The organism is Geodermatophilus sp. SYSU D00758 (assembly GCF_054049955.1).
This window is the reverse complement of the sequence record NZ_JBJGYK010000013.1, coordinates 115350-129770: the sequence shown is the minus strand read 5'-3', so window position 1 is coordinate 129770 and position 14421 is coordinate 115350. Positions and strand designations below refer to the sequence as shown.

Here is a 14421-nt window from a genome sequence, read left to right as displayed (position 1 = left end):
GGGATCGGCGGTGGTCTGCCATCTTCTCCGACGAGGTACCCCCGATGCACGTACTACCCGCCCCGGCGTCCCCCCACCTCGCGGGCCCCGTACACGGTCGGCTCCTCGTCGGAGGCCAGGACCCACTCGCGCCGCCCCACCGGAGCGGCCCGCACCACCGCGCCGTCGAGCCGCTGGACGGCCCGCGTCCGCCACACCGAGGTGCTCTCCAGCCGCAGCCGGACCGGCTCGGCGAAGGGGTCGGTGTCGTCGAACCCCGCCGGCTCGAAGGCGATCACCGCCGGGCCGGCGATCCGCAGCACCCCGGTCTGCCAGGGCACGGCCGACAGCCCGCGCCGCCAGCGGTGGGCGCGCACCAGCGCCCCCGCACCGGCCAGTGCCGCGGCGATCCCCGCGGCCACCAGGGCGATGACCACCAGGCCCACCGCCGGCAGCCGCCGCCCGGAGTCCCGGGCGATCTCCACGGCCACCACCCCGAGCAGGAACCCGAGGACCACGCCGATCACACCGCCGGCCAGCCAGCGCAGGGCGCCCGCCTGGTAACCGTCGAGCGCGGTGCGGGTCGTCGGGTCGTCGGCGGCCGGGTGCACGGCCCCATGCTGACGCACCCCGCGGCCGGGACGTCGGCCCAGGCCGCGGGCGTAACGTGGAGCGGATGCCTGCCGACAGTCCGGTCACGCTCTCCGCGTGGCTGCGCACCCGCAGCGACGAGCAGCTCGGAGCGCTCCTGGCGGCGCGGCCCGACGTCGCCCGCCCCGCGCCCTCCGACGTGGTCGCCCTGGCCAGCCGCCTGGCCGTGCCGGTGTCGGTCGACCGCGCGCTCGACGAGCTGGACGCCGCGACGCTGCAGGTCCTCGACGCCGTCCTGCTCGCCGACACCGACGGCGTCGACCCCGCCGACCTGGTGGGTGCGCTGCCGGAGCTGCCCGACGCGGTGCGCGAGGACGCGGTCGAGCGGCTCACCACGCGGGCCCTGCTGTGGGGGGACGACCGGCTGCGCGCCCCGGACCCGGTGCGCCGGGCGGTCCGCCACCCGGCCGGGCTCGGACGGCGGGCCGCGGAGCTGCGCCTGGCGCTGCCCGCCGACCTCGCCGCCGCGGTGGGCGAGCTGCCGGCCGACGAGCGCGAGGTGCTGGACCGGCTGGCCGGCGACCGCCCGGTCGGGCACCTCCCGGAGACCCCGAACGGCGGCCCGAGCCCGGCCCGGCGCCTCCTGCAGCGCGGCCTGCTGGCCCGCATCGACGCCCTCAACGTCGAGCTGCCCCGCGAGGTCGGCCTGCTGCTGCGCGGGGACCGCCCGTACGGCCCGCCGCGGCTGCGCCCGGAACCGGCGGTGGTCACCCGCGACCCGGCGGTCGTCGACCGGCAGGCCGCCGGGGCCGGGCTGGAGTCGGTGGGCCGGGTCGGCGAGCTGCTGGGGCTGCTCGAGGACGAGCCGGCCGGGCTGCTGCGCAGCGGCGGGATCGGCGTGCGCGACCAGAAGCGGCTGGCCCGGGCGCTGCACGTGACCGAGCCGGAGGCCGCCTGGCTGCTGGAGCTGGCCTCGGTCGCCGGGCTGCTCGACGTCGGCGGCCCGCACCGCGACGAGTGGCTGCCCACCCGGGCCTTCGACCTGTGGCGCGAGCAGGACCTCCCCGATCGCTGGGCGACCCTGGCCGCCGGGTGGCTGGACGCCGTCCGGCTGCCCTCGCTGGCCGGCCACCGGGACGTCAGCGGCAAGGCGGTCAACGCGCTGTCCCCCGACCTCGTGCGGCACACCGCCCCGGCCGTCCGGCGGGCGGCGCTGGCCGCCCTGGCCGGGTACCCGCCCGGCTCCGGGCTCGCGCCGGGCGACCTGGTGGAGCTGCTGCGCTGGCGCACCCCCCGGCGGGCCGACCGGCTGGCCCCCGTGCCGGACCTGCTGGCCGAGGCCGCGCGGCTGGGGGTCGTCGTCGGCGGGGTGCTCTCCACGGCCGGGCGCGGCCTGCTGGCCGGCGGGCCCGACGGCGCCGCCGACGGCATGCGCGGGCTGCTGCCCGAGCCGGTCGACCACGTGCTCGCCCAGCCCGACCTGTCGCTGGTCGCGCCCGGGCCGCTGGTCGCCGAGCTGGCCGACACCCTCGCCGTCGTGGCCGACGTCGAGTCCTCGGGCGGCGCCACGGTCTACCGGGTGTCGGAGGCCAGCGTGCGGCGCGCGCTGGACGCCGGGTGGTCGGCCACCGACCTGCACGAGTTCCTCGCCCGGGCCTCCCGCACCCCGGTGCCGCAGGCCCTGGACTACCTGGTGGACGACGTCGCCCGCCAGCACGGCCGGCTGCGCGTCGGCGCGATCGAGAGCTACGTGCGCTCCGACGACCACGGGCTGCTCTCCCAGGTGCTCGGCGACCGCCGCGCCGCCGGTGCCGAGCTGCGCCGGCTGGCGCCCGGGGTGCTGGTCAGCGGCCTGGGTGCCGACGAGGTCCTCACCGTGCTGCGCGGGGCCGGCTACGCCCCGGCCGGCGAGTCCCCGGGCGGCGCCGTCCTGACCCGGCCGCCGGCCCGGCCGCGCGCCGCGGGCCGCCGGCCGGGCGCCCCCGGTCCGGTGGCCCCGCGGCCGCTGACCCCCGAGGAGCTGGCCGCGACGGTGCGCGAGGTCCGCGCCGGGGACGCCGCGCTCTCGGCCCGCCGCACCGAGCCGGTCCGCCAGGTCCCGGGCGTGACGACCGCCGGGACACTGGAGCTGCTCTCCCGCGCCGTGCGCGAGGGGACGCCGGTGTGGCTGGGCTACGTCGACGCCCAGGGCAGCGGCAGCCAGCGCGTGGTCCGCCCGGTGTCCCTGGCCGGTGGTTTCCTGCAGGGGTACGACGACCGCCGCGGCGAGGCGCGCACCTTCGCCGTGCACCGCATCACCTCGGTGGCGCTGGTGGAGGAGGAAGCCCCCGCCCCCGAGGACCGTTGGACCCCGTGATGCCCGCCCCAGTCGAGAGGCGCCCCACCCCGTGAACGACGGCCCCCTGATCGTCCAGTCGGACAAGACCCTGCTGCTCGAGGTCGACCACCCGGCCGCGCGCGACTGCCGCGCCGCGATCGCCCCGTTCGCCGAGCTCGAGCGCTCCCCCGAGCACGTGCACACCTACCGGGTCACGCCGCTGGCGCTGTGGAACGCCCGCGCCGCCGGGCACGACGCCGAGCAGGTGGTCGACGCGCTGGTGCGCTACTCCCGGTACCCGGTCCCGCACGCCCTGCTGGTCGACGTCGCCGACACCATGGACCGCTTCGGCCGGCTGACCCTGGCCAACAACCCGGTGCACGGGCTGGTGCTCACCACCTCCGACCGGGCGGTGCTCGAGGAGGTCATCCGCTCCAAGCGGGTGGCGCCCATGCTGGGCCAGCGCATCGACCAGGACACCGTCGTCGTCCACCCCTCCGAGCGCGGCCGGCTCAAGCAGGCGCTGCTCAAGGTCGGCTGGCCGGCCGAGGACCTCGCCGGCTACGTCGACGGGCAGGCGCACCCCATCGACCTGGTCGAGGAGGGCTGGTCGCTGCGCGACTACCAGCGCGAGGCGGTCGACGGCTTCTGGTCGGGCGGCTCGGGCGTCGTCGTCCTCCCCTGCGGGGCGGGCAAGACCCTGGTCGGCGCCGCGGCGATGGCCGAGGCCAGGGCGACCACGCTGATCCTGGTCACCAACACGGTGGCCGGCCGGCAGTGGAAGCGCGAGCTGATCGCCCGCACGTCGCTGACCGAGGAGGAGATCGGCGAGTACTCCGGCGAGCGCAAGGAGATCCGGCCGGTCACCATCGCCACCTACCAGGTGATCACCACCCGGCGGAAGGGCGAGTACCGGCACCTGGACCTCTTCGACGCCCAGGACTGGGGCCTGATCGTCTACGACGAGGTGCACCTGCTGCCGGCCCCGATCTTCCGGCTCACCGCCGACCTGCAGTCCCGCCGCCGGCTGGGGCTGACCGCGACCCTCGTGCGCGAGGACGGCCGGGAGGACGACGTGTTCTCCCTCATCGGGCCCAAGCGCTACGACGCCCCCTGGCGGGACATCGAGTCGCAGGGCTACATCGCGCCGGCCGAGTGCATCGAGGTGCGGGTCTCCCTCGACGACGAGGAGCGGATGACCTACGCGGTCGCCGAGCCCGAGGAGCGGTACCGGATCGCGGCGACGGCGTCCTCCAAGCTGCCGGTGATCCGGCGGGTGCTCGACCGGCACCCCGAGGAGCAGAAGCTGGTCATCGGCGCCTACCTCGACCAGCTCGAGGAGCTCGGGGCCGCGCTCGACGCCCCGGTCATCCAGGGCTCGACCACCAACCGCGAGCGGGAGAAGCTCTTCGACGCCTTCCGCGCCGGCGAGGTCCGCACGCTGGTCGTGTCCAAGGTGGCCAACTTCTCCATCGACCTGCCCGAGGCCGCGGTCGCCGTCCAGGTGTCGGGGACCTTCGGCTCGCGGCAGGAGGAGGCCCAACGGCTGGGCCGGGTGCTGCGGCCCAAGGCCGACGGCCGGCAGGCGCACTTCTACACCGTGGTCAGCCGCGACACCCTGGACGCCGAGTACGCCGCCCACCGGCAGCGCTTCCTCGCCGAGCAGGGCTACGCGTACACGATCGTCGACGCCGACGACCTCGCCGGCCCCGGTGAGGTCAACGGCCCCGACTGGGTGGACGAGGGCGCCTGAACGATCGAGCGGAGGGGATCCGTGGGGGTGACCCCCAAGGATCCACTCCGCGTCAGCCCAGCGCCGCGCCCAGCCGCGCCATGCCCTCGGCGATCCGGGCGGGGGCGTAGGTGGTGAACGACAGCCGCAGCGTTGCCCGGTCCGGCCGCCCGGCGAAGAAGGCCGCGCCCGGCACGAAGGCCACGTCGTGCCGGAGGGCGGCCGGTAGCAGCTCCGCGGTGTCGACGTCACCGGGCAGGCGGACCCACACGAACATGCCGCCGTCCGGCTCGGTCCAGGTGCTGCCCGCCGGGAGGGCGGCCGGCAGCGCCTCGACCATGGCGTCCCGCCGCTCCCGGTAGGCCGAGCACAGCCGCGCCACGTGCGACTCGACGTCGGCCGCGGCGAACCAGGCCGCGGCGGCCGCCTGGTCGACGGTGGAGGTGTGCAGGTCGGCGGCCTGCTTGGCCAGGGTCAGCGCCGGCAGCAGGGACGACGGCGCCCGCAGCCAGCCCAGCCGCAGCCCGGGCGCGGCCACCTTGGAGAAGCTGCCCAGGTACACCACGTGGTCGTCGGCGCCGGGGTGCGCGGCCAGCGCCGGCACGGGGGCGCCGCGGTAGCGCAGGTCGGCGTAGGGGTCGTCCTCGACCAGCCAGACCCCGTGCCGCGCGGTCAGCTCGACGACCTCCGCCCGCCGGTGCGCGGGCATGGTGCGCCCGGTCGGGTTGGCGAAGGTCGGCACCAGGTAGACCAGCGCGGGCCGCTCCCGGCGCAGCGCGTCGGCCAGCGCGTCGGGGTCGATGCCGTGCTCGTCGGTGGGCACGGGCACGACGCGGGCGCCGGCGAGCTGGAAGCACTGCAGCGCGGCGAGGTAGGTCGGGTCCTCGACGAGCACGGTGGCCCCGGGGTCCAGCAGCGCGGTGGCGACCAGCGAGAGCCCCTGCTGCGACCCGGAGGTCACCAGCAGGTCCCCGCCGCTGGTCAGCAGCCCGCGGGCGGTGAGCCGGGCGGCGACGCGGGCCCGCAGCTCGCGGTCGCCCTCGCTGGGGGCGTACTGCAGCGCGCGGCGGGCGTGCGGGCCCCACAGCACGCGGTCGTAGGCGGCCCGCACGCCGTCGAGGTCGAACAGCTCCGGCGCGGGCAGGCCGCCGGCGAAGGAGATGACCTCGGGCCGGTCGAGGAGGGCGAGCAGCTCGCGCACCGGCGAGCCGGCCACCCCGGCCAGGCGCTCGGCGAGGGCGGGGACGGGCGTGGTGAGGAGTGCGGACGACACGGGTGCTCCAGGACGGACGTACCAGGGGGTGGGGGACGGCGCTGGAGTGCGGGGGGTGTCCCGCTGCCGTCCGCGCCGGTCGGGCTTCCTGGTCGAGGAGCCGTCGCCCAGGATACGTCGCGCCCGTGCGGCCCGTGCGGCGCACCCGTGGGGAGGGCGTGACCCGCGGGGCGCAGCCTGCCCGCCGGGGCACGAGAGGAGCGCCACAGCCGGGCCCGGTCCGCGGCATCGGTGCAGGTCAGGGCGCCGGGGTCGGCGTCCATACGTCGTCCCGGGCGGGGCGCGCGGGAGGTGCCCGGTTGGGCGTGTCCCGGATCCCCCGACCACAATGGCGCCCGACATGGCGAGTGCAGCACGAGCGGTGGCCGCGAGCCCGCAGACGACGAGCCGGCCGCTCCGGGCCTGGCAGCAGGCCGCCCTGGAGAAGTACGAGCAGGCCTCCCCCAAGGACTTCCTGGTCACCGCGACCCCGGGCGCGGGCAAGACGACGTTCGCCCTGACCCTGGCGTCCCGGCTGCTGCAGCGCCGCGAGGTCGCCCGCGTGGTCGTGGTGTGCCCGACCGACCACCTGCGGCTGCAGTGGGCCGAGGCCGCGGACCGGCTGGGGATCGTCCTCGACCCGAACCTGACCAACGCCGTCGGCCCGGTGCGGGCGGGGACGCAGGGCTACGTGACCACGTACGCGCAGGTCGCCGGCAAGCCGATGCTGCACGCGGCGCGCTCCACCGCGGTGAAGACGCTGGTCATCCTGGACGAGGTGCACCACGCCGGTGACGGCCTCTCCTGGGGCGAGGCGATCGAGGAGGCCTACGGCTTCGCCGCCCGCCGGCTGTGCCTGACCGGGACGCCGTTCCGGACCAAGCCCGACGAGCGCATCCCGTTCGTGCGCTACGAGGAGGACGGCTTCGAGGGGGACCTCGGCGGCGAGGTCGGCCTGGTCAGCCGGGCCGACTACACCTACGGCTACAAGGAGGCCCTCGCCGACAACGTCGTCCGCCCGGTCGTCTTCGCCGCCTACACCGGGACCTCGCGCTGGCGGAACTCCGCCGGCGAGGTGGTCGCGGCGTCCCTCTCGGAGGCCGGCACCCGGTCGGTGGAGATGCAGGCCTGGCGGACGGCGCTGGACCCCAAGGGCCAGTGGGTGCCGCACGTGATCGCCGCGATGGACGACCGGATCACCCACCTGCGGGAGAACGGCATGCCCGACGCCGCCGGGCTGGTGCTGGCCAGCGACCAGGACGACGCCCGCGACTACGCGAAGATCGTGCGCCGGGTGACGGGCAAGGCGCCGGAGCTGATCCTCTCCGACGACCCGAGGGCCTCCAAGAAGATCGAGCGGTTCGCCACCGGGTCGGCGCGGATCGCGGTCTGCGTGCGGATGATCTCCGAGGGCGTCGACGTCCCCCGCGCCGCCGTCCTCGCGTGGATGACCTCGTACCGGACGCCGCTGTTCTTCGCGCAGGCCGTCGGCCGCGTCGTCCGCGCGCGGGCGGCGCACGAGTCGGCGACGGTGTTCCTGCCCGCCGTCCGGCCGCTGCTGTCCCTCGCCGCGTCGATGGAGGAGCAGCGCAACCACGTCATGCCGCCGCCGAAGACGGTGCAGGGCGACGAGCTCGACCTGGAGCCGCTGCCACCCAAGGAGCGCGCGGTCGACGGGGTTCCGCAGTTCGAGGCGCTGGAGGCCGACGCGCGCTTCGCGCACGTCCTCCACGGGGGGACGGCGCACACCGGGGCGGCGTCGGGTGCCGTGGTGGTGGCCGCCGAGGACGAGGACTTCCTCGGCATCCCCGGCCTGCTCACCGCCGAGCAGACCGCCGAACTGCTGGCCAAGCGGGACGACGAGCTGCGGCTGCGCATCGCCCAGCGGCAGCACGACGACACCGGCGAGCTGCCGGTCGTCGAGGACCACCCGGACGAGGACGACGCCGGCCGCTCGTGGCGCGACGCCGCCGAGCTCCGTCGCGAGATCAACCGGCTGGTGTCCCGGGTGTCGGCGAAGACCTCGACGCCGCACGCGGTGGTGCACACCGAGCTGCGCAGGTCGGTGCCCGGCCCGCCCTCGGCGTCGGCGTCGGTCGACGTGCTCCGCGCCCGCCGGGAACGCCTGCGCACGATGCTCTGACCGCACCCGCGGTAGCGGCGGTGCCACCCGAGGCATAGGAAGCTGTACCCATGTCCGGGGGCCGCCGACGGGGGGATGGCTTCCTATGCCTCGGGTGGACGAGCCCGCGGCCGGTGACCGGTGGACCGGGGCGGCCCGCACCGGGCGCGTCGCGGGCCGCCCGGGTTCAGCCCCGGGCGGCCGGCAGCAGGCCGCGCGCGGCGGCCACGGCGACGGCCTCGGTGCGGCTGCCGGCGCCGAGCTTGGCCAGGATGTTGCTCACGTGCACGCTGGCGGTCTTCTCGCTGATGTAGAGCTCGGCGCCGATCTGGCGGTTGGTGCGGCCGCGGGCCAGCAGCCCGAGCACCTCGGACTCGCGGGGCGTGAACACCGCGTCCGGTGCCACGACCCGCCCGCCCGCCTCCAGGGGCAGCCGCGCGCGTCGCGCCAGGGCGGCCACCGCCTCCCGCAGCGGGACGGCGCCCAGCCGGCCGGCCACGATCACCGCCGCCCGCAGCTCGCCGGCCGCCGCGGCGCGGTCGTCCCCGGCCAGCAGGGCCTCGGCCAGCCGCCACCGCGACCGCGCCTGCTCGTAGACGTGCCCGTAGCCGAACGCGTGGACCGCGGCCCGCCACAGCCCGACGTCCGCGCGACCCGCCAACCGTGCGCTCTCGGCCTCCACCCGGGCCTGCCAGGCGGCGGCCTCGACCCCGAACGGGCCGAACGCGCGCAGGTGGTCGCGGACCGCGTCGCGGGCCGTCGCGGCCAGCTCCTCGCCCTCCGCGAGGCGCCCGGCGAGGGCCGCGTCGTCGCCCCGCAGCCGGGCCTCGGCGGCTGCGTCGCCGACCGCGGCGAGGGCCGTGGCGGCCAGCCGGACGACGGCGAGCCGGTCGTCCCCCCACAGCGCGTGCACGTGCCGGACCGCGGTGCGGACGGCGGCCACCGCGGCGTCGGCGTCCCCGGCCCAGGCCGCGGCGTCGGCCTCGGCGCCGGCCGTGGCGATCAGCAGCAGGACGTGCGCCTCCATCCGGTCGGCCAGACCCCGCGCCCAGGCCAGCCGCTCGCCCACCCCGGCGTCCCCGCGGCCGACGAGCACCAGCAGGCCGGCGGCGCGCACGTGCCCCGCCATCGCGGGTACCCGCGCCAGCCCCTCCGCCAGCGCCAGGCTGCCGTCCCAGTCCCCCGCCACGTACCGCGTGACCACGCCCAGGTGCCGCAGCTCCGTCGCGTAGAACGACCACTCGACGCCGAGCTCGGCGGCCCGGGCCAGCCCGGTGTCGACCCAGCGGCGGGCCGCGTCGACGTCCCCGGCGTCGTAGGGCACGACCGCGAGGTTGAACAGCACCCGCATCTCGACGTCGGTGTCGCCGGACCGGCGCGCCCGTGCGAGCGCCTCCTCCAGCCGCGCGGTCACCACCGGCCGGTCCTCCACCCCGCCGACCCGCGCCAGCGACACCGCGGTGTCGGCCCAGGCGCTGTCGAGCCCGAGGGTGTCGGCGGCGGCGAGCGCCTCGGCGGCGGCCGCGTCGCCCTCCTCGCGGCGGCCCACGTCGTAGCTGGTGCGGGCGTGCGTGGCGGCGGCCCACGTGCGCACCACCGAGGGCGGGTCGGCCGGTACCAGCGCCATCGCCGCGGCGCTCTCCCGCTGCGCGGCCGCCTGGTCCTCGACCCGCGCCAGCGTCTGGGCCAGCCGGTAGTGCAGCCGGGCCCGCAGCACGGGGTCGCCCGCCGGGCCCAGCAGCTCCAGCGCCGCCCGCAGCAGCGCCACCGCGCGGTGCGGCTCCCCCGCCGTCCGCGCCGCCGCGGCCGTGTCCAGGAGCAGCTCGGCGTGGCTGCGGCCGGCCCGCTCGGCGGCGTCGGGGACCGCACCCCACAGCTCCAGCGCCGCCTCCAGGTGCTGCAGCTGCTCGGCCGGGGCCCCCACCTCGCAGGCCTCGGTCGCGGCCTCCAGCGACGCGCTGAACGCCCCGGGCAGGTCGTGGCTGCCCCGGGCGTGGTGCGCCCGTTCCGCCGCGGTGCCCGCGGCCGGGCTGGCGGCCAGCCAGCCGGCGATGGCCGCGTGCAGCCGCACCCGCTCGCCGGGCAGCAGGTCGGCCAGCACCGCCTCGCGCAGCAGCGCGTGCCGGAACCGGTAGCGGCCGTCGGGCGAGACGACGAGCAGGTGCCGGTGCACCGCCTCGGCGAGCGCGGCGTCGAGCTCCGCGGCGTCGGGGCCGGCGACCGCGGCGAGCAGGTCGTGCCGGACCTGCCGCCCCGCGACGGCGGCCACCCGCAGCACCCGCTGGGCGGCCTCGCCGAGCTGCTCGACCCGGGTGAGGAGCACGTCGGTGAGCGCCAGCGGCAGCTCCTGCCCGGCCAGGCCGGCGGCCAGGAGCTCCTCGGCGTAGAAGGCGTTGCCCTCGGCGCGGGCGACGACGTCGTCCACCGTGGTGTCGGCGACCCCGGCGGCCAGCCCGCGGACCAGCTCCCCCACGGCGGCGTCCGGCAGCGGCCCCAGCTCCAGCCGCTCCACCCCGGGCACCCGGACCAGCTCGGCGAGCAGCGGGCGCAGCGGGTGACGGCGGTGCAGGTCGTCGGAGCGGTAGGAGACCACCAGGGCCACCGGCGCGTCGGCCAGCCGCGCGAGCAGGTACCGCAGCAGGTCACGGCTGGAGCGGTCGGCCCAGTGCGCGTCCTCGAGGACGGCGAGCACGGGTGCCTCCGCGGCCAGCCCGGTCAGCAGCCCCGCGACCGACTCGAACAGCTGCAGCCGGCCGTCGTCCAGGCGCGTGCGGGCGCCCGGGTGCCGGAGCGGGCCGCCCAGGTCGGCGGCCTCCCCCGCCGGTGCGCCGTCCCCGAGCGGGACCGGCCCGGCGAGCAGGCCGGCCGGCAGCGCGCGGGCCGCGCCGTCGGCCGGGTCGCCGGTGACCGGCCGCAGGAGGTCGACGAAGGGCAGGTAGGGCAGGCCGACGTCCCCGAGGTCGACGCAGTGCCCGGTGAGCACCCGCACCCCGCGGGCGGTCGCGCGGGCGGCCAGCTCGTCGAGGAGCCGGGTCTTGCCCACCCCGGCGTCACCGGCGAGCAGGACCGCCGCCCCGCGCCCCTGGCAGGCCCGGTCGACGGCGGCCAGCAGCCGGGCCAGCTCCTCGTCGCGGCCCACCAACGGGCGGTCGTCCCACTGCGGCACGCCCGGGATGGTGGCACGGGCCCCCGACGGGACGGCGCCGGGCGGCCCCCACCAGGGCACCGCCCCGGGCACGCGCGGGGCGAGGAGGGAGTCGCCGCTCAGCGCGGGCGCCGCGTCCGCCGGATGGACCAGCGGCTGCCGCCCCGGGTGCCGCGGCCGATCCGCTGCAGCACCTCGCGCCGGTAGGCCAGCTCGGCCTCGAGGCCGGGGTTCGGATAGGTCGTCATGACCGGTTCCTCTCGTCGTCGTGGACGAGGTCGACGGTCGTGCTGAGGCCCCGGCGCGGGCATCGGGAGGTCGGGCACTCCCTCATGAGCCGTCCGGGTGCCCGTCTGAGGTGCCCCCTGAGGGGGCCACCCGATGGGGTGAGTGCGGCCGGTGCGGTGCAGCGCCCGGCCCCGGGCGGGGAACCGCAACGCCGCGGCACCTGCCGCCGCCGCCCGGCGTGCGCCGACCCGGCGACCCGCGAGGAAGGAGCCCGCGATGCGGCTCGGAACGGCCATCGTCCTGCTGGCGCTCGGTGCGGTCCTCACCTTCGCCCTGCGTGTCGACGTCTCCGGCGTCGACCTGCAGGTCGTCGGGTGGATCCTCATGGCGGCCGGCGCGCTCGGCGTCGTCCTGGAGCTGGTCGTGTGGGCACCCCGGCGGCGCGAGGTGCGCACCACCACGCACGCCGACCCGGTGGGCAGGCGGCGGACCACCACCGACGAGACCTACTGACCACGTGCGGGGGCCCCCGACCGCGGTGGTCGGGGGCTCCCGCACGGATGGGTCCGGACCGGGCTCTGGTCGCCTCGCGGCGAGTGGCACGACGCGGCTCCGGACCCCCGACCGAGGTCGGGGCGGTATTCCGCGAAGGCGGTATCCAATTGGCACCCGGGGACACAGATCGCCCGGCCCGGACACCTCCGAGGCTACCCCCGGCGGCCGTCGCCTACACGGGCCGGCGGGACCCGGCCGGGTGCGGCCGCGGGCGCCCTGGTCAGGCGCCCGCCGCCCCGTCGTGATCCGCCCCACCCGGGCCCGGCCGCGCCGGTCCGCGGGGTCCCCGCGCCCGCCGCGGCCGGTCCCCGGACGCGTGCCAGACTCCGCGGCGTGGCGCACCTGACCGACGTGGAGGCCCGCGTCCTCGACGCCGTCGACGAGCGGTGGGCGGTCGGCCTGCTGCGGGAGCTGGTCGCCATCCCCTCGGTCGGGGGCACCGCGGCCGAGAGCGAGGTCCAGCACCGGGTCGGCGACGTGCTGGAGACGCTGGGCTGCCAGGTCGACCGCTGGGCGATCGACCTGGCCGAGGCCGCCTGCGCACCCGACGCCCCCGGCCAGGAGGTGCCGCGCACGGAGGCGTGGGGCTGCGTCGGCACGGCCTCGGCGGCGGAGGGCGGCGTCCCGGCCCTCGTCCTCTCCGGGCACACCGACGTCGTCCCCGCCGGCGACCGCGACCGCTGGCCCGGGGACCCCTTCGACCCGCGGGTCGAGGGCGGGGCGGTGCACGGCCGGGGCGCCTGCGACATGAAGGCCGGCCTGGTGTCCGCCCTGGCCGCGCTCGCCGCGGTGCGGACGGCGGGGGTGCGCCTGGCCCGGCCCCTGGCCGTGCACGCCGTCGTCGGGGAGGAGGACGGCGGCCTGGGCGCGTGGGCCACGCTGCGGCGCGGGCACCGCGGCGACCTGTGCGTCATCCCCGAGCCGACCGCCGGGGCGGTGGTCACCGCCCACGCCGGGGCGTCGACCTTCCGGCTGGAGGTGACCGGCCACGCCGCGCACGCCGCCCACCGCGACCGGGGGGTGAGCGCGGTGGAGCTGTTCGCCGTCGTGCACGCCGGGCTGCGGGAGTTCGAGGCGGAGCGGCAGGCCGGCGCCGACCCGCGCTTCGGCGAGGCCCGCTACCCGTACGGGCTCAGCATCGGCCGGGTGCGGGCGGGCGACTGGGCCAGCTCCGTGCCCGACCTGCTGGTGGCCGAGGGCCGCTACGGCGTCCGCATCGGCGAGCCCGTGGAGGTGGCGCGGGCGGCTTTCGAGGAGCGGCTGGGCGCGATCTGCGCCGCCGACCCCTGGCTGGCCGAGCACCCGGTGCGGCTGGCCTGGACCGGCGGCGCGTTCGCCAGCGGCACCCTGCCCGGGGGGCACCCGCTGCTGCCCGCCGTCCGCGGCGCGGTCACCGACGCCGGGGGGACGCCGCCGCCCGAGCGGGCCCTCCCCGCCGGCACCGACCTGCGCCTCTACGCCGCGGCCGGGGTCCCGACGCTGCACTACGGCCCGGGCGACCTGCACCTGGCGCACGGCCCGCTGGAGCGGGTGCCGGTCGACGAGCTGGTCACCGCCACCCGCGCCCTCGCCCTGCTGGCCCTGCGCACCTGCGGGGTGGCATGAGCCTGATCGGCTTCGAGACCTGGGCCCGGCTGGCCGGGGACTCCGCCACGTCGCGGACCGAGTGGGCGGCGGTGGTGGCCGCGTGGTCGCAGCCGCACCGCCGCTACCACGACCTCACCCACCTGGCCGCCGTCCTCGGCCTGGTCGGCGAGCTCGACGCGGCCGCCGCCGACCCCGCCGCCGTCCGGCTGGCGGCCTGGTACCACGACGTGGTCTACGACCCGCGCCGCGGCGACAACGAGCAGGTCAGCGCGGAGCGGGCCCGGGCCGGGCTGCGCGGCCTGGTGCCGGACGAGCGGGTCGAGGAGGTCGTGCGGCTGGTGCTGCTCACCGCCGGCCACGACCCGCAGCCCGGCGACGCGAACGGCGCGGTGCTCTGCGACGCCGACCTGGCCGTCCTCGCCGGGCCGCCGGAGGCCTACGCCGGCTACGCGTCGGCGGTGCGCGAGGAGTACGGGCACCTGACCGACGAGGAGTTCACCACCGGGCGGATCGCCGTCCTCGAGCACCTGCTGGAGCTGCCCGAGCTGTACCGGCTGCCGGCCGTCGCGGCGGCCTGGACCCCGCGGGCCCGGGCCAACCTCAGCGCGGAACTGGCGCTGCTGCGCTCGCGCGCGGCTTCCGGCGCCTGAGCCCGGCCGCCTGCAGCCGGGCCAGCAGCACGCGGCAGGTCACCGCCTCGGCGCCCGCGGCCACGGCCACCTCGAACAGCTCCGCCGGGACGTCGTAGTGGTCGCCCTGGAACGCCCGCCGCGGGATGCCGAGCTCGGCGGCGACGAAGGCGTGCAGCTCCTCGTAGGACGCGTCGCTGACCAGGTGGGACCACAACCGGCCGCGCCAGGGCCACACGGGGGTGTCGATGAGCAGGGCCACGTCGAGAGTCTCCCCGCCGGCG

At 77.9% G+C, this 14421-nt stretch carries 11 protein-coding genes; 6 read left to right on the top strand and 5 right to left on the bottom strand.

What is annotated here, in order from left to right; genetic code table 11:
• Window positions 1-53: 53 nt before the first annotated feature.
• Window positions 54-590: a hypothetical protein gene (locus ACI8AC_RS11855; protein ID WP_456897966.1), complete on the bottom strand. Its 537-nt coding sequence runs from the start codon at window positions 588-590 to the stop codon at window positions 54-56.
• Between the two features lie 65 nt (window positions 591-655).
• Between ACI8AC_RS11855 and ACI8AC_RS11850 the strand changes: the two genes are divergently transcribed.
• Together ACI8AC_RS11850 and ACI8AC_RS11845 are read left to right on the top strand one after the other, a co-directional pair.
• Window positions 656-2926, top strand: coding sequence for a helicase-associated domain-containing protein (locus ACI8AC_RS11850; RefSeq protein WP_456897965.1), 2271 nt, complete (start codon window positions 656-658; stop codon window positions 2924-2926).
• 31 nt (window positions 2927-2957) lie between these two features.
• Window positions 2958-4640: a DNA repair helicase XPB gene (locus ACI8AC_RS11845; protein ID WP_456897964.1), complete on the top strand. Its 1683-nt coding sequence runs from the start codon at window positions 2958-2960 to the stop codon at window positions 4638-4640.
• Between the two features lie 52 nt (window positions 4641-4692).
• Here ACI8AC_RS11845 and ACI8AC_RS11840 read toward each other — a convergent pair whose 3' ends face one another.
• Window positions 4693-5892: an aminotransferase-like domain-containing protein gene (locus tag ACI8AC_RS11840; protein ID WP_456897963.1), complete on the bottom strand. Its 1200-nt coding sequence runs from the start codon at window positions 5890-5892 to the stop codon at window positions 4693-4695.
• Window positions 5893-6232: 340 nt separating this feature from the next.
• On the opposite strand from ACI8AC_RS11840, the gene ACI8AC_RS11835 reads away from it, so the two are divergent.
• The gene (locus tag ACI8AC_RS11835) at window positions 6233-8014 is read left to right on the top strand and encodes a DEAD/DEAH box helicase (RefSeq protein ID WP_456897962.1); all 1782 of its coding nucleotides are present in this window, start codon (window positions 6233-6235) and stop codon (window positions 8012-8014) included.
• A gap of 166 nt (window positions 8015-8180) precedes the next feature.
• Here ACI8AC_RS11835 and ACI8AC_RS11830 read toward each other — a convergent pair whose 3' ends face one another.
• Entirely contained in the window at window positions 8181-11159 is a 2979-nt protein-coding gene (locus tag ACI8AC_RS11830; protein ID WP_456897961.1) for an ATP-binding protein, read from the bottom strand.
• Window positions 11160-11257: 98 nt separating this feature from the next.
• Entirely contained in the window at window positions 11258-11386 is a 129-nt protein-coding gene (locus tag ACI8AC_RS11825) for a hypothetical protein (protein WP_456897960.1), read from the bottom strand.
• 256 nt (window positions 11387-11642) lie between these two features.
• On the opposite strand from ACI8AC_RS11825, the gene ACI8AC_RS11820 reads away from it, so the two are divergent.
• From ACI8AC_RS11820 to ACI8AC_RS11810, 3 genes are all read left to right on the top strand, one after another.
• A complete protein-coding gene (locus ACI8AC_RS11820; RefSeq protein ID WP_456897959.1) occupies window positions 11643-11879 on the top strand; it encodes a DUF6458 family protein in 237 nt (78 codons plus the stop codon).
• Between the two features lie 375 nt (window positions 11880-12254).
• On the top strand, window positions 12255-13526 hold the full coding sequence (locus ACI8AC_RS11815; protein ID WP_456897958.1) for an ArgE/DapE family deacylase: 1272 nt from the start codon (window positions 12255-12257) through the stop codon (window positions 13524-13526).
• Complete coding sequence (locus tag ACI8AC_RS11810; RefSeq protein WP_456897957.1) at window positions 13523-14158, top strand: HD domain-containing protein; 636 nt, start codon at window positions 13523-13525, stop codon at window positions 14156-14158. The genes ACI8AC_RS11815 and ACI8AC_RS11810 overlap by 4 nt, the downstream gene beginning before the upstream one ends.
• Here ACI8AC_RS11810 and ACI8AC_RS11805 read toward each other — a convergent pair.
• Entirely contained in the window at window positions 14109-14399 is a 291-nt protein-coding gene (locus ACI8AC_RS11805) for a DUF4031 domain-containing protein (protein ID WP_117379581.1), read from the bottom strand. The genes ACI8AC_RS11810 and ACI8AC_RS11805 overlap by 50 nt on opposite strands.
• Between the last annotated feature and the right edge of the window lie 22 nt (window positions 14400-14421).